At 74.5% G+C, this 15862-nt stretch carries 11 protein-coding genes; 6 read left to right on the top strand and 5 right to left on the bottom strand.

The window, feature by feature from the left end; translation table 11 throughout:
* Positions 1-51: 51 nt before the first annotated feature.
* Complete coding sequence (locus tag ACFFHC_RS10645) at positions 52-2136, top strand: PhoX family protein (RefSeq protein ID WP_070705328.1); 2085 nt, start codon at positions 52-54, stop codon at positions 2134-2136.
* Between the two features lie 91 nt (positions 2137-2227).
* Here ACFFHC_RS10645 and ACFFHC_RS10650 read toward each other — a convergent pair whose 3' ends face one another.
* The gene (locus tag ACFFHC_RS10650; RefSeq protein ID WP_070705329.1) at positions 2228-3199 is read right to left on the bottom strand and encodes a polyprenyl synthetase family protein; all 972 of its coding nucleotides are present in this window, start codon (positions 3197-3199) and stop codon (positions 2228-2230) included.
* Positions 3200-3315: 116 nt separating this feature from the next.
* Complete coding sequence (locus ACFFHC_RS10655; RefSeq protein WP_101849217.1) at positions 3316-4032, bottom strand: demethylmenaquinone methyltransferase; 717 nt, start codon at positions 4030-4032, stop codon at positions 3316-3318.
* Between the two features lie 87 nt (positions 4033-4119).
* Here ACFFHC_RS10655 and ACFFHC_RS10660 point away from each other — a divergent pair, with 87 nt between their 5' ends.
* Positions 4120-5607, top strand: coding sequence for an isochorismate synthase (locus ACFFHC_RS10660; protein ID WP_379805291.1), 1488 nt, complete (start codon positions 4120-4122; stop codon positions 5605-5607).
* 70 nt (positions 5608-5677) lie between these two features.
* Here ACFFHC_RS10660 and menD read toward each other — a convergent pair whose 3' ends face one another.
* From menD to ACFFHC_RS10675, 3 genes are all read right to left on the bottom strand, one after another.
* Positions 5678-7486 (bottom strand): 2-succinyl-5-enolpyruvyl-6-hydroxy-3-cyclohexene-1-carboxylic-acid synthase, encoded by a 1809-nt coding sequence (gene menD, locus ACFFHC_RS10665; protein WP_379805293.1) that lies wholly within the window; start codon positions 7484-7486, stop codon positions 5678-5680.
* Positions 7483-8964: an HNH endonuclease signature motif containing protein gene (locus tag ACFFHC_RS10670; RefSeq protein ID WP_070705924.1), complete on the bottom strand. Its 1482-nt coding sequence runs from the start codon at positions 8962-8964 to the stop codon at positions 7483-7485. The genes menD and ACFFHC_RS10670 overlap by 4 nt, the downstream gene beginning before the upstream one ends.
* A gap of 204 nt (positions 8965-9168) precedes the next feature.
* Positions 9169-10812 carry an AMP-binding protein gene (locus ACFFHC_RS10675; protein ID WP_379805295.1) on the bottom strand — a complete coding sequence of 548 codons (1644 nt, stop codon included), beginning with the start codon at positions 10810-10812 and terminating at the stop codon, positions 9169-9171.
* Between the two features lie 400 nt (positions 10813-11212).
* On the opposite strand from ACFFHC_RS10675, the gene ACFFHC_RS10680 reads away from it, so the two are divergent.
* Genes ACFFHC_RS10680 through ACFFHC_RS10695 form a run of 4 tightly spaced genes read left to right on the top strand, consistent with a single transcriptional unit; the run spans position 11213 to position 15861 of the window.
* The gene (locus tag ACFFHC_RS10680; RefSeq protein ID WP_379805297.1) at positions 11213-12265 is read left to right on the top strand and encodes a DUF1611 domain-containing protein; all 1053 of its coding nucleotides are present in this window, start codon (positions 11213-11215) and stop codon (positions 12263-12265) included.
* On the top strand, positions 12265-13962 hold the full coding sequence (locus ACFFHC_RS10685) for an ABC transporter transmembrane domain-containing protein (RefSeq protein WP_101849212.1): 1698 nt from the start codon (positions 12265-12267) through the stop codon (positions 13960-13962). Before ACFFHC_RS10680 ends, ACFFHC_RS10685 begins: the two co-directional genes overlap by 1 nt.
* Positions 13959-14411 (top strand): hypothetical protein, encoded by a 453-nt coding sequence (locus tag ACFFHC_RS10690; RefSeq protein ID WP_379805300.1) that lies wholly within the window; start codon positions 13959-13961, stop codon positions 14409-14411. Before ACFFHC_RS10685 ends, ACFFHC_RS10690 begins: the two co-directional genes overlap by 4 nt.
* On the top strand, positions 14392-15861 hold the full coding sequence (locus ACFFHC_RS10695) for a sensor histidine kinase (protein WP_181443199.1): 1470 nt from the start codon (positions 14392-14394) through the stop codon (positions 15859-15861). The genes ACFFHC_RS10690 and ACFFHC_RS10695 overlap by 20 nt, the downstream gene beginning before the upstream one ends.
* Position 15862: the final 1 nt, after the last annotated feature.

Here is a 15862-nt window from a genome sequence, read left to right on the forward strand (position 1 = left end):
GAGGGCTACCTGCCCCCAACCACCCTCTCTGATCCCCTGCGGAGGCTCGAAATGCGCAACGACGGACGTCGCCTGCTGCCCATCCTGAACTCGCCGATCACCGGTGGCCGCCAGGCGGTCACCTGCCACTACCGCTGCAACAACGCGTGTGCGCGCCCGGTGCCCAACACCTCGGACAACCAGACCTTCGCCGAGGTCGTGGCCGAGGGCGCTTCCCGCCGCCAGGTGCTCATCACCGGTGGCCTGGGCCTGGCCACCGCCGCTGCCTTCGCCGCCGCGGACACCCGCACCCCGGCCGTGGCCGCCGACATCGCCGAGGCCTCCGAGGGCCCGCTGGGCTTCAAGGGCATCGCCCCCACCCCGGCCGAGGTGGACGAGTTCAAGGTGCCCGAGGGCTTCGCCTGGAACCCGCTGTGCAACTGGGGCGACCCGCTGACCCCCGACGCCCCGGCGTTCGACATCAAGAACCAGTCCGAGGCCGCGCAGAAGCAGCAGGCCGGCTACAACGCGGACTTCGTCTCGGTGATCCCCACCGGCGACAACACCGCCGTGCTCTCGTTCAACAACGAGTACGTCAACCCCGAGCTCATGTTCGACGGCCTGGCCGACGCGCGCCCGACCGCCGACCAGCAGGCCGTCCTGCTGGCCGCCCACGGCCTGACCATCACGGCCCTGCAGCGCGCCTCCGCCGAGGACTTCTACGAGCGCGACCTGAACTCCCCGGTGAACCGCCGCATCCACCTGGACACCGAGTTCGCCTTCACCGGCCCCGCCGCCGGCTCCGACCTGCTCAAGACGAAGGCCACCCCGAAGGGCAAGAACGCCTTCGGCACCATGAACAACTGCGCCGGTGGCGTGACCCCCTGGGGCACCATCCTGTCCGGCGAGGAGAACTGGAACGGCTACTTCCTCGGCGACGCCGACAACGCCGCCGCCCAGGAGGAGTACGAGCGCTACGGCGTGGTCACCAGCGCCGACGAGCTGTCCAACTACTTCCTGGACGCCGCCCCGCGCTTCGACCTGCGCAACGAGAACAACGCGCTGCACCACTTCGGCTACATCATCGAGATCGACCCGATGGACCCGACCGCCACCCCGCGCAAGCACACCGCGCTGGGCCGCTTCAAGCACGAGGGCGCCAACGTCACCATCGCCGCCAACGGCCACGCCGTGGCCTACATGGGCGACGACGAGCGCTTCGACTACATGTACAAGTTCGTCTCGCGCAAGAAGTACGTCGAGGGCAACAAGCAGCACAACATGACGCTGCTCGAGGACGGCGACCTCTACGTGGCCAAGTTCTCCGGCGACGGCTTCGAGGACGGCGTCTCCGACGGCTCCGGCATCTGGATCCCGCTGACCCAGAACGGCAAGTCCGTGGTGCCGGGCATGTCCACCGAGGAGGTGCTGGTGCTCACGCGCTTGGCCGCCGACAAGGTGGGCCCGACCAAGATGGACCGCCCCGAGGACGTGGAGCCCAACCCGGTCAACGGCCGCATCTACGGCGCCCTGACCAACAACTCCAAGCGTGCCCCCGGCGAGATCGACGAGGCCAACCCGCGCGCCGAGAACAAGCACGGCCAGGTCATCGAGATCACCGAGGCCGGCGGCGACCACACCGGCACGAAGTTCACCTGGAAGCTGGTGCTCATCTGCGGTGACCCCACCGACCCGACCACCTACTTCAACGGCTACGACAAGTCGATGGTGGCCCCCATCTCCTGCCCGGACAACGTCGCCTTCGACAAGGCCGGCAACCTGTGGATCTCCACCGACGGCATGCCCGGCACCCTGGGCCACTGCGACGGCCTCTACGCGATGCCGGTGGCCGGCGAGAACATGGGCCTGCTGACCCAGTTCCTCTCGGTGCCCACCGGTGCCGAGTGCTCCGGCCCGCTGGTGTCCACCGACAACACCTCGGTGTTCGTCGCCGTGCAGCACCCGGGCGAGATCGACGGCGCGAGCACCACCAACGTGTTCTCGCAGTTCCCGTACAAGGGTGACGGCTTCCCGCGCCCGGGCGTGGTCGAGGTGAAGCGCACCAAGGACGCCCCCGGCCCGATCGTCGACACCGGTGTGGCCTCGGGCTCGGCCTTCGGCTCCGCCCAGTCGCGCGTGGGCTCGCTCTTCGGCTGATCCCCCCTCGCACGGCAACGGCCCGCTCCCCGATGGGGGCGGGCCGTTGCACGTCGTGGTGGCGGCGTCGCGGTGTGGGTGCCGGCGGGGCTCAGGCCACGCGGTCGGCCACGGCGCGCACGAGGCGGCGCAGCTCGTCGGTGACCTCGTTGCTGCCCAACGGGTCCAGCACGGCCGCGGTGTCCTCGGCGTAGCGCAGCGTGTACGCGCGGGCCTCGGCCAGGGCCGGGTGGGCGCGGAGCAGCTCCACCGCCTCGGGAAGGTCGGCCTCGACCACCGGGCCGGCCAGCAGCTCCCGCAGTCGGGCGCCCTCGTCGTCGGTGCTGCGACGGGCGAAGAGCACCGGGAGGGTGGCCTTGCCCTCGCGCAGGTCCGTGCCGGGCGTCTTGCCGGACTCCTCGGCGTCGGAGGCCACGTCGAGCAGGTCGTCGGCCAGCTGGAAGACCAGGCCCAGCCGCTCCCCGAACTCGGCCATGAGCCGCACCGTCGCCTCGTCGCAGCCACCCAGACGGGCGCCGTACTCGGCCGCGGCGGCGATGAGGGCGCCGGTCTTGTCCGCGAGGACGCCCAGCAGGTGCTCCACCGGGTCCACGCCCTCGGGCACGGGGCGCTCGTCGCGGATCTGGCCGGCGCACAGGCGGATGAAGGTGTCGGCCTGCAGGCGCACCGCATCGGGGCCCAGCTCGGAGACCAGGGCGGAGGACCGCCCGAAGAGCAGGTCGCCCACCACCACGGCGGTGGCGTTGCCGTAGCGGGCGTTGGCGCTGGACACCCCACGGCGCAGCTCGGCCTCGTCCATGACGTCGTCGTGGTAGAGCGAGGCCAGGTGCACCAGCTCCACGGCGGCCGCGGCCTTGACCACCTCGTCGGTGACGCCCTGCCCCAGGTGGGAGACGAGCAGCGTCAGCTGGGGGCGGAAGCGCTTGCCCCCGGCCTCGAGCAGGTAGGCCGACGCCTCGGCGATGAACGGGTCGTCGTGGCGGACGACCTCGTGGAGCAGGGTGTCGACCCGCTCCAGTCCGGCGGCGACGCCGTCGACGGCGTGCTGGCGGGCGTTCTCCACAGTCAGTCCTCGGGTGTGCGTGTCGGGGTGCGGCGGGCCGGGCAGGTCACCCTGCCGGCCGGGTCTGCAGGCCGCCGGCGGGGCGGGTCCCTGCAGGGGGATGGTCGTGCAGGGGGTCAGTATCGCGCGAGGGCGGGGACGTCGGCGCGCTGGGCGGTGTGCAGGGCCACCACGCCACCGGAGAGGTTGCGCCAGCGCACGTCGGTCCAGCCGGAGCCGACCACCAGGTCACGGACGCCGGCCTGGGCGGGCCACGCCTCGATGGACTCGGCCAGGTACTCGTAGCTCTCCGGGTTGGACGAGACCCGGCCGGCGATGGCGGGCAGCGCCTTCATGAGGTAGCGCTCGTAGACGGCCCGGAAGGGCGCGAGCGTGGGGGTGGAGAACTCGCACAGCACGAGGCGGCCGCCGGGGCGGGTGACGCGGGCCATCTCGCGCAGGGCGACGGCCGGGTCGGCCACGTTGCGCAGGGCGAAGCTGATGGTCACGACGTCGAAGGAGGCGTCCTCGAAGGGCAGGTCCATGGCGTCGGCCCGGGTGAAGGGCAGGTCCGGGCGGCGACGACGGCCCTCGGCGAGCATGCCCTCGGAGAAGTCGGCGGGCACCACGTCGGCGCCGGCGTCGGCCAGCGGCTCGCTGGAGGTGCCGGTGCCGGCGCCCAGGTCGAGGACGCGCAGGCCCGGTCGGGGTGCCACGGCCCGGGTGACGGCGCGACGCCAGAGACGGGCCTGCCCCATCGAGAGGATGTCGTTGGTGCAGTCGTAGCGAGGGGCGACCTCGTCGAACATCTCGGAGACGTGGGACGGGTCCTTCGCGAGGCTGGCGCGGCTCATGGGGCCAGTCTCCCACCCCGGGGCGGGGCAGGCGGTGGTGGCCACCTCCGGTGGCGACGGGCGGACCGGTGGCTACGCTCACCGGCGATGAACACCCCCCTCAGCACTCCGTCCCCGTCCCTGCCGCCGGTGCCGCGGCTCGTGGTCCGCACCGAGGTGCACCCGGCCGACGGCGTCGGGCTCGGCCGCGTGGTGCCCGAGGTGGCCGCCGGCGACGTGGTGGCCTGGGTGCGGCGCCGTGAGGGGATGGTCGGCTGGGGACGGGCGGCCACCGCGACCGTGACCGACGCCGGCCCCGATCGCTGGCAGCTGCTCAGCCGGTGGTGGCAGGCGGTCGTCGAGGCCGCCGTGGACGAGGGCACGACCTGGGTGGGGGACGCGGCCCCGGCGGGCGATGCGACTCCGGTGGACGACGCGGCCCGGGCGGGCGATGCCCCCGACGGCTCCTCCGGGGAGCCGGCCCTGCCGCGCGGTGCGGGGCTGGTGACCTGGGCGTCGGCAGCCTTCCGCGACGACTCCCCGGCCGGGTCGGCGCTCGTGGTGCCCGAGGTGGTCGTGGGCCGCAAGGGCGACGTGGCGTGGGTGACCCGGATCCGCCGGGCCACAGAGGGTGTCGTCGACGACGGTGCCGCAGGTAGTGCCACCGCTGGTGCCGGTGCGGACGGTGCTCCCGTGGACGGTGCTGCCGTGGACTCGTCCACCGCGGTGACCGGGCTGCCGCCGGAGTCCCCCGCCCCGCGGCGCCCGACCGGCATCGTGGACGAGCCCGGCGACACCCCCGACGCCGGCTGGCGGGACGTGGTGCAGCGGTGCGTGGACGCCATCCGGCAGGGGCGGGCACAGAAGGTGGTGCTGGCCCGCGACGTCGTGGCCACCGCCGCCGAGCCGATCGACCTGCGCTGGCTGCTCAGCCGGCTGGCGGGCGACTACCCCGACACCTGGGCGTTCGCCGTGGACGGGTTGGTGGGTGCCACCCCGGAGATGCTCGTGCGCCTGGACGCCGGGCACGTGTTCTCCCGGGTGCTGGCGGGCACGGCGGCCCGGGCGGCCGACGTGGAGGACGACCAGCGCGCGGCCGACGCCCTGCTGGCCAGCCGGAAGGACCTGTCGGAGCACGCGTTCGCCGTGGACTCGGTGGTGGAGCGCCTCTCGCCGCTGTGCAGCGCCGTCGTGGCGCCGCGGTCGCCGGCACTGCTCACGCTGCCCAACCTGTTCCACCTGGTGAGCGATCTGGACGGACGGGCCGAACCGGGCACCACGGTGCTCGAGCTGGCCGGGGCGCTGCACCCGAGCGCGGCCGTGGGCGGCACGCCCCGGGAGGCGGCGCAGGAACTCATCGCCGAGTTCGAGGGACGCGACCGTGGCCGGTACGCCAGCCCGGTGGGCTGGATGGACGCCCGCGGCGACGGCGACATGGGCCTGGCCCTGCGCTGTGGCCGGGTGCTGCCCGAGGACCCGCGGCAGCTGCGGATGTGGGCCGGTGGCGGCATCGTGGCCGAGTCCGACCCGGACGCCGAGCTGGCCGAGACCCACACCAAGCTGGCCCCGATGCGCTCGGCCCTCGCCGGCGACTGAGGCTCTCCACCAGCGCCCGACCCAGCAGGGGCCCCGGGCACCGCCCGCCACCTCACACCTCCCGCACCACTCAGCCCTGCAGCACGGCCTCCACCACCCGGAGGCCGCGCGGCCGGTCGGACACGGCGGCCCGCAGCCCGTCCACGCTCGTGGCCCGCTGCACGGGCACCCCGTAGGCCGCTGCGAGCGCCGACACGTCGACCCCGGTGGGCGTGGTGAACACCCGCCGGAAGGTGTCCTCGCCGTGCGCCTCACGCCACGGCGCGCGGCCGTACTCGAGGTCAGAGAAGATCGCACCCCCGTCGTCGGAGAGCACCACCACCGTGAGGTCCGGGCGGGGCTCCCCCGGCCCGACCGCCAGGGCGTTGGCGTCGTGCAGGAAGGTCAGGTCCCCGACCAGCGCCGTGGTCGGCCCCTGCGTCAGGGCCCACCCGGCTGCCGTCGACAGGCACCCGTCGATGCCCGCCAGCCCACGGTTGCCCACCACGCCGGTGACGCCCGGCCCCGGCCCCGGGGTCCACAGGTCCATCGACCGCGGGGCCCGCGAGCTCCCGAGGAAGAGCAGACCCTGCGTGGCCTCGGCGACGACGGCAGCCGCGCTCGCCGTGGTCAGCCCCGACGCCGCGCCGGCACCTCCCACCGCGTCATCGGACCGGACCGGTCCCCCGGCCGCGAGCGCGCCGGCAGCCTCACCGGCGGCCCACCAGGTGGTCGCCCAGGCGCCGTCCGAGCCCTCTGCCGCGGTGCCGGACAGCCCAACCCTCGAGGCGCCGTCGCCAGGTTCCCCCAGCACCAGGGGGTGCACCCGCTGCACGCGGTGGCCGGGGTCCGGCCACGTGGTGCCGGCGGTCACCGACTCGACCACGACACCGTCGCGCCGCACCAGGCGTCCCACCGACCGGTGGAGCGTCAGCCGCCCCACCACGAGCACCCGCTCCGGCGCGTGGTCGGCCAGGAAGCCCTCGTCGTCGAGCACGCGGATCCCGAACGGCACGGCACCGTCAACACCGAACCGGCCGAACGGCTCGGCCACCACTGGCCACCCCCGCGCCCGGGCACCGGCCTGCACCGCCCGGGCCAGCTCCGGTCGCCCCAGGTCGCCGAGCAGGACGAGCGTCCGCTCCGGGCCGTCCGGCAGCAGCGCGACGTGTGTCCCCTCCTGGACCTGCTCCGGCGAGACGTCCCCCGCCCCGTCCACCGCCGTCCAGGGCGCTCCGTCCGGCCGACCGGCCATCACGTCAGCCGCCGGCGCGTCGGTGACCTGGTGCGTGGCGACCTCCACCGGCGGCATGAGCGGGTCGCGGAAGGGCACGTTGAGGTGCACGGGCCCGGCGGCGCCGCCGAGGGCGCCGGTGGCGGCTGACACGCACCGGTCCACGGCGGTGCGCCACGACGCGACCTGGGCAGGGTCGACGGCACCGTCCACTCCCGCCACTCCTGCGGTGCCCGCCGTCGCGCCGGGCGTGCCGAGGTCGACCGCGAGCCGCACGTCCCGCAACAGACCCGGCTGGTGGGTGGTCTGGTTGGCCCCGGTGCCCCGCAGCTCCGGCGGCCGGTCCGCGGTGAGCGCCAGCAGCGGCACCCCCTGGTGGTGGGCCTCCAGCACCGCCGGGTGGAGGTTGGCCACCGCGGTGCCCGAGGTGGTCACGACGGGAACCACCCGACCCGAGGCCACAGCGAGGCCCAGGGCGAGGAAGCCTGCCGTGCGCTCGTCGGTGCGGACGTGCAGGCGCAGCGGCACCGCGGGGTCGGCGTCGGTCGCGGCCAGCGCGTACGCCAGCGGGGCCGACCGCGACCCCGGACACAGCACCGCCTCGGTCACGCCACAACGCACGAGCTCGTCGACCAGGACGCGGGCAGCAGCGGTGGAGGGGTTCACGCGGCCCATTCTGGACTCCTGCCCCCGTCGCCCCGACGCCCTGGTGGCGGGCCCGGTGGTCTTCTCCGCAGGCGGACCGTGGCCCGCCCCTCGGCGTCCCGGGTGACCACGTGCTCCACCAGTGGGTCCTCGACCATCCGGTTGTGCCGACCGCACAGCGGGATCGCGTTGGCCAGGTCGGTCCGGCCTCGGCCCGCTCCCGTGCGCCCCGTCCCAGCAGGACCGTCACCCCTCCGCCCGGACCAGCCATCCACGTGGTGCATCTCCGTCCAGGCGAACGGCCGATCGCAGTCCTCGGCCGCACAGCGCGCGTAGAGGTGGGCCAGCGCCATCCGCTGCGACTCGGTGAAGAACCGGCGCTGCGTGCCCAGGTCGAGCGGCAGCGACTCCCCGCCCATGACGGTGGGGACGATCCCCGCCTGGGCGGCGATGCGCCGGACCTGCCCCGCCGAGACCTTCTCCCCGACGTCGGTGAGGCCCGCCCGGTCGGTCTCACCCCGGAGCGTCGCCAGGTCGGTGGACACGATGACCGTGTACGCCGTCCGCCCACCGAAGTGGTCCGTGGGCAGGTGGTCGATGAGCTCGGCGAGCGCCTGACCCCGCTCGGCGGCCCGGTCGCGAGCGTTCTCAGGGGCCCGGTCGCGAGGCGGGTCAGCCACCGGCGCACCGTCGACTCCCTGCCCGGGAGCACCCTGCCGACCACGCCCCTCGGCACCCGCACCGGGCCGTACCCGCCGCCGCGGGCCGCTCAGCGAGGCCAGCACCTTCTCCAGCAGGCGCCCCTGCAGCGTGGGCACGGAGAACCTGCCGTGCGAGACGCCGTCCGGGCCGTGGTGGATGGTGAACGACGCCGCCTCGTGCGCGGCCCGCTCCTGGCCGCTGAGCAGCTCGTCCTCGTGGGCGTCGACTATCTCCGGCGGCACCGGCAGGGCAGCGAGGCACCGGCGTCCCTCCTCCCGGACGGACCGAGGGGACAGCCGCGTGGCCTTCTCCACGAGATGCCGCTCGACGCGGCGACGGTCCTCCGCGGTCACCCACTCCGGCAGGTCCCGCAACGCCTGCGCGACGGATCGCGCGTGCTCCGGCGTGATGGTCCCCGCGTCCAGCGCCTCCGCCGTGCACTCCTGGCCCGGCTCACCCGGTGCCAGCACTCCGCTGCCGAGCTCCTCCGCCAATCGTCCGGCCCGCGCCGCCGTGGGTCCGTCCAGCCGCCCGCCCCGTCCGAGGAACTGCCCCTCGTCCAGGTGGTGGGACCGGCCGGCCTCGCGCTCCCGGCGGGCCAGCCCAGCGATCCGCAAGCGCACCGCCTCGAGCCGGTTGCGGGCCCGGAAGACCTCATCGTCGAGCGCTCGCAGCTCCTCGACGGCCACGCCCGGGCCGTCACCGAGCGCCGCAAGCTCCGCCAGCACCCCGTCGAGCTCCCGGTGCACCGCAGCCACCCGTTCCCGGGCACCGCGCAACGCCGGCACAGCCCCCATCGGACCGCCACCGCCCTCCGTGATGCGTGGTGCCACCGTGCCTCCCCAGGTCCCACCCGCCAGACCCCCGTCCGACGCGATGCACCAAGAGTAGTACATGTGAGCCAATATCCGCAGACCCTCACCCGAACATGTGGACGAGCACCCGCCTGCACCCGGCCAACCGCCCGGCCCTGTGGACACCCGCCCACAGGGCCACCCGGCTCAGCGCTTCTCCAACCCCAGGATCGCCAGCGCCTTCTCCCGCATCTCCACCTTGCGCACCTTGCCCGTCACCGTCATCGGGAAGGACTCCACGACGTGCACGTACCGCGGGATCTTGTAGTGCGCCAGCTGCCCGGTGCAGAACTCCCGCACCGCATCGGCATCGACCGTCTCCGCACCCTCGCGCAGCACCACCCAGGCCATGAGCTCCTCGCCGTACTTCTCGTCCGGCACGCCGATCACCTGCACGTCCTGCACCGCGGGGTGCTGGTACAGGAACTCCTCGATCTCCCGCGGGTAGATGTTCTCCCCGCCACGGATCACCATGTCCTTCATGCGCCCGGTGATGGCCACGTACCCGTCCTCGGCCATGACGGCCAGGTCCCCGGTGTGCATCCACCGCGCGGCGTCGATGCTCTCGGCGGTCTTCTCCGGCTGCTCCCAGTAGCCCAGCATCACCGAGTACCCGCGCGTGCACAGCTCACCGGTCTCACCGCGGGGTACCGGCCGCCCGGTCACCGGGTCCACCACCTTGACCTCCACGTGCGGCATGACGCGTCCCACGGTCTCGGTGCGGTGCGCCACGTCGTCGTCGGACATGGTCATGAGCGACACCGGCGAGGTCTCGGTCATGCCGTAGCAGATGGCCACCTCGGCCATGTTCATCTCGTTCATGACGCGGCGCATGATCTCCGCCGGGCAGGGCGAGCCGGCCATGATGCCGGTGCGCAGGGCCGAGAGGTCGAACTCCTCCTCACCCTTGTCGAGCAGCCCCAGCTCGGCGATGAACATGGTGGGCACGCCGTAGAGGCTGGTGCACCTCTCCTCGGAGACCGCGCGCAGCGTGGCCACGGGGTCGAAGGCCGGGGCGGGGATCACCATGCACGCCCCGTGGCTGGTGGCCGCGAGGTTGCCCATCACCATGCCGAAGCAGTGGTAGAAGGGCACCGGCAGGCAGATGCGGTCGGCCTCCGTGTAGTGCACGCGCTCACCCACGAAGTACCCGTTGTTGAGGATGTTGTGGTGGCTGAGGGTGGCGCCCTTGGGGAATCCCGTGGTGCCGGAGGTGTACTGGATGTTGATGGGGTCGTCCGCGCCCAGCTCGCCCTGGCGCGTGGCCAGCGCCGCGTCGTCGATGCCGTCGCCCGCCGCCACGAGCGCGTCCCAGGACTCCTCCCCGATGAAGACGACCTCCTCGAGCTCGGGGATCTTGGCCCCCACACGCTCCACCATCGCCTTGTAGTGGGACGTCTTGTGCTCCACGGCGCTCACCAGCCAGCGCATGCCCGACTGCCGCACCACGAAGTCCAGCTCGTGCTCGCGGTAGGCCGGGTTGACGTTCACCAGCACCGCTCCCACCTTGGCGGTGGCGTACTGCAGCAGCGTCCACTCCGCGCAGTTGGGCGACCAGATGCCGATGCGCTCGCCGACGCCCAGCCCCCGGGCGAGCAGCCCCTTGGCCAGGCGGTCCACGTCGGCCACGAACTCGGCGTAGGTCCAGCGGCGCCCGGTGGCGCACTCGACGAGGGCGTCCCGGTCGCCGAAGCGGGCGGCCGTGGCGTCGAGGTTGTCACCGATGGTCTGGCCGAGCAGCGGCAGCTCCGAGGTGCCGGAGACGTAGGAGAGCGCGGCGGGAGCGGGCATGGGTCCTCCTGAGGACGTGAGGGGCATCACAGTGGGGACCACTGTGCCACGGCCACCGGGACCGCACACCGCCCCGTTGCCGGGCCGTGACCGACTCCCCAGCGGGCGCGCCCCTGCATGAGGGGATCCTCATCCGCGGCTCATGGCGCCCTCACGGCCGGCTCCTAGCGTGCAGGGCACCGCCTCCCGCAGGCACCCCTCCCGGCACCGCGCGTGCCGGCCGACCGAAGGAGCACCCCCGTGACCGCCACCCTCGAGACCGCCCCCACCCTCGCCACCCCGCCGACCACCGGCCACCCGGAGCGCACCACCCCGTCCGTCGACCTGGTGGCCGGCATCGCCCCGGTGGCCGGCGACCCCTCGGCGGCCACCCGCCCCACCAGCTCCACGACCACACCCCGTGGACGCCGCCCGCCTGCGCGCCGCCAAGGTGGCCTACACCACCCGTCACCTGGCTGCCCGACTGGCCGAGGACGCCGAGGACCTGCACCTGCTGGCCGGCGCCGACGTCGCGCCCCGCGCCGGCGACGTGGTGCTCGCCCGCGTCGTCTCGATGGGCCACCACAAGAAGGTGCCGGGCGCCGGCGGCCGCCGCCAGACCCTCTACCCCGGCGACGAGGTGCTGGTGGCCTACGGCGACCGCTACGCCCCCGACCAGTTCGAGGCCGTCGTGCCCGGCTCGCTGGCCCACACCCACCTGGCCGCCGCCGGTGGGCTGGCCGCCGACGTGGTGGAGCGCCACGGCAGGACCGAGGCACCCACCGTCCTCGAGCCGCTGGGGCTGCTGGCCCAGGCCGACGGCCGCCGCATCACCCTCCGCGACGTGTCCCCCTGCGCGGTCTCCACCGAGCCGACCCCCACGCGCCGCGACACCGCCACCCGCACCGTCGTGGTGCTGGGCAGCTCCATGAACGCCGGCAAGACCACCGTGGTGGCCAACATCGTGCGCGGCCTGAGCCGGGCCGGGCTCACCGTTGCCGCGGGCAAGGCCACCGGCACCGGCGCGTGGGGCGACCCGGGGCTGTTCACCGACTCCGGTGCCGCCAAGGTGCTGGACTTCACCGACTTCGGCTACGGCAGCACCTTCCGCCTGGACCTCGAGGAGACCGGCCACCTGGTGCGCTCGGTGCGCGACGAGCTGGCCGCCGACGCCCCCGACGTGGTGGTCGTGGAGATCGCCGACGGCCTGTTCCAGCGCGAGACCCACCACCTGCTCCACGACGGCTCGCTGGCCGACGCCGACGGCATCGTGCTGGCCGTGGGCGAGGCCCTGGGGGCGGTGGCCGGCGTGCGCACGCTGCGCGAGGCGGGCCTGCCGGTGGTGGGCGTCTCCGGCGCGGTGACCGCCTCCCCGCTGGCCTCCCGCGAGGCCGCCGCGGTGCTCGACCTGCCGCTGGTGGACACCTTCACCCTCTCCGAGCCGGAGACGGTGCGCGCCCTGCTGGGCCTCTGATGCGGGTCCTCCCCAGCACCCGTCTCCCCGGGGAGGAGCAGAGCGCCCGCGACGCGGCCGCCGAGCTCCCCCCGGTGTGGCACGGCGTCCGCCGCACCCACCTGGTGGGTCTGGTCCTGTGCGGCCTGCTGCAGTCGGCGGCCGCGGCCGGCATCGCCTGGTTCACGCCACAGCTGCTGGGCGCCCCGGACGCCGCTGCGCGCACCGCCCTGGCCGTGGGGCTGATCGCGGCCGCCCTGGCCGTGGGCGCGATGCGGTGGGCCGAGTGGGTGCTGGCCGAGATGCTGGGCCAGCACTACGTGATGGAGGTGCGCCGGCTGCTGGTGGGCACTGCCCTGCGCCCGGGACGCCACGCCCACCTCGGGGTGCTGGTGGCCCGCACCACCAACGACCTCTCGGCCGTCCGGTCGTGGATCGCGATGGGGATCGCCCCGTTGGTCTCGGGCGTGCCGCTGCTGGTCGGCGTCGTGGTGGCGCTGTCGCTCATGGCCTGGGAGCTGGGCGTGGCGGTGGGCGCTGCGCTGCTGGCGATGGGGGTGCTGCTGCTCGCCCTCGCCGGTCCCGTGCTGCGGCGCAGCCGGGAGCTGCGCCGACGCCGCGGGCGCATGGCCTCCCACATCGCCGACACGGTGCAGGCCGCCAGCGTCATCCGCGCCGCGGGAGGCGAGGAACGGGAGGTCCGCCGGGTCGAGGAGCACAGCGAGAGGGTGCGCCACCTCGCCGTGCGCCGGGCCCGGGCAGCCGGCGTGATGCGGGGCGGGGCCGCCGCGGTGGCGGTGGTGGCCATGGTGCTCGCCGGCCTCACCGCCCCGTGGACCGACCTGACCCCCGAGCGCTTCGCCACGGCCCTGCTGCTGGTGGGCCTGGTGTCCACCCCGGTGCAGGACCTGGGCCGGGTGGGCGAGTACCGCCAGGGGCACCTGGCTGCGAGCCTCGTGCTGGCCAGGGCCCTGCGCCGTGATGAGCCGGCCCCCGTCACGGAGGCGGAGCGCCCTCGCCGACGGGGCAGCGCCCGCGGTCTGCTGCACCTGGGCGGCCTGCAGGACGGGCTGGGCACCCCGCTCCCGGAGCTGCTGGCCGCCCCGGGGAGCCGTGTGCACGTGCACAGCACCGACCCGGAGCGCACCGCCCACGTGGTGGACCTGCTGGTGGGTGACGAGGCCCCGGCCGACGGGTGGGCGCAGCTGGACGGCTGGGACCTCACGGCGGTCGCCCCGCGCCGGCGCCGCCGCCTGCTGGGCTATGTGGCCGCCGACGCGCCGCTGGAGCAGGGACGCCTGTCGCGCGCCGTGCGCTACCGCCGTCCGGACTCCGACGACCCCATCGACCCGGTGCTGGCGGCCGTGGGCCTGGACGAGGTGGTGGCGGCGCTGCCGAGGGGTGAACGCACCACCCTGCGCCGGGGCGGTGAGCCGCTGGACCGCGAGCAGCGTGTGCTGCTGCAGCTGGCCCGCGGCCTGTACGGCGCACCGCGCCTCCTGGTGCTGGACGGGGTGGCCGACCGCCTCTCCGGACCGGCCCTGCAGCAGGTGCACCGTGCCCTGGAGAACTACCCCGGCGTGGTGCTCTCAGTCGGGGGCGACCGCCCACCGGGCTGGCCCACCTGGGACCTGGACAGCCCCACCCCCCTGTCGCTCGTGTCGGCCGCGCACGGCACCATCCCCGAGAACGCCCTCCTGCCCGGAAGGACCCCGTGAGCAAGTACCTGCCCGCCCTGTTGACCCTGGTGCTGCTGGCCGTGGCCCTGCCCCTCCTGGCGATGGGGCTGCGCACGCCCGGCGCCCCGGACACCACCGACCTGGGGGAGGTGCCGGCCCCGGCCGCCACCGCCCCGTCGGACTCCGCTCCCACCCCGTCGGACTCCACCTCTCCCTCCCAGCCGGGCGGCACACCCCCGAGTGCTCCCTCGCAGGACGCCCCGTCGACCCCGGCACCGAGCGCCTCCCCCTCGACCAGGCAGGGCGCCCCGGACGCCGCGCCCCGCCCCACGTCCACCGAGCCGCGCACGGTCCCCCCGACGGTCACGCGGACGGTGCAGCCGCCGTCCGACCCCTCACCGACGCCGCCCGCCCCCACCGGCGACGACGCGGACGACCAGGACGACACCGCCGACGACCAGGACGACGATGACGACCTCGACGACTGACCGCCACCCGCGCCGGCTGGGGCTCCGCGGCCGCATCGTCATCTCGATGGTGGGCATCGTCGCCCTCGCGCTGGCCTCCCTCATCGCCCTCACCTACGGCCTGGTGCGCGCCGACAACGCCACCCGCGCCAACGAGGACGTGGTGCAGGAGCTGCGGGAGTTCCGCCAGTTCACCCAGAACGGCGTGGACCCGGAGACCGGCGAGCCCTTCGCCGACCCCGAGGGCCTGCTGGAGACCTTCCTCTCCCGCCAGCAGCCCAGCTCCGCCGAGCTCATCGTCGGGCGCACCCAGGAGGGCCAGGTGCTGCAGGTCTCCGGCGCCTCGGTGGGCGACACCCGCCAGCTGCTGGCCGACACCGCGCTGTGGCACGACATCCGCTCCGGGGACTCCGGTGTGGTGGAGACCCCGCTCGGCGAGGCGCGCTACGGCAACGCCACGGTCACCGTGGGCGGCTCCCGGGGCACCCTCACGGTGCTGGCCCTGCCCCACCGCAACGACGAGGTGCTCACCGCGGTGGTGCGCCGGGCGGCCCCGGTCGCGCTGGTGGCCCTACTGCTCACCGGGGTGGCCGCCTGGTTCCTGGCCGGGCGGGTGCTCACGCCGCTGCGCCGGTTCCAGGGCACCGCCCAGGAGATCTCCGAGCGGGACCTCACCCGCCGCCTCGAGGTCTCCGGCAACGACGAGGTGGCCGACCTCGGCCGCACCTTCAACGGGGTGCTCGACCGCCTCGAGGAGGCGTTCGCCTCCCAGCGCCAGTTCGTCGACGACGCCGGGCACGAGCTGCGCACGCCCATCACCATCATCCGCGGCCACCTGGAGCTGATGGGGGACGACCCCGTCGAGCGCGAGGAGACCCTGGCCCTGGTGACCAGCGAGCTCGACCGGATGAGCCGGATGGTGGCCGACCTGCTCACCCTGGCCAAGGCCGACCGCCCCGACCACGTGCGCCGCAGCCCGCAGGACGTGGCCGCCCTGACGCTGGAGCTGGACTCCAACGTGCAGCGCCTGGGCCCGCGTGACTGGGTGCTCGACGAGGTGGCCGAGGGCACCGCGGCCGTGGACGGCCAGCGGCTCGCCCAGGCCGTGCTGCAGCTGGCCCGCAACGCCGTCCAGCACACCGCCGAGGGCGACCGGATCCACCTGGCCTCCCGCTGGGTGGAGCGCGAGCCCGGTCGCTGGTTCCTGGAGCTCGCGGTGACCGACCACGGGCCGGGCGTGCCAGCAGGCCAGGAGCAACGGGTCTTCGAGCGCTTCCACCGGTCCGAGGGGGCCAGCCACCACCACCCGGGTGCGGGCCTGGGACTGCCCATCGTCCGCGCCATCGCCGAGGGGCACGGCGGCACCGTGGAGGTCAGCGAGACCCCCGGTGGCGGTGCCACGTTCACCCTCTCGGTGCCCACTCCCGGCCACGTGCCGACCACCCACGACAGCCCGGACGAGGACGCCTGAC

The sequence above is a fragment of the Kytococcus schroeteri genome (assembly GCF_042433515.1).
Taxonomy (GTDB): Bacteria; Actinomycetota; Actinomycetes; order Actinomycetales; family Dermatophilaceae; genus Kytococcus; species Kytococcus schroeteri.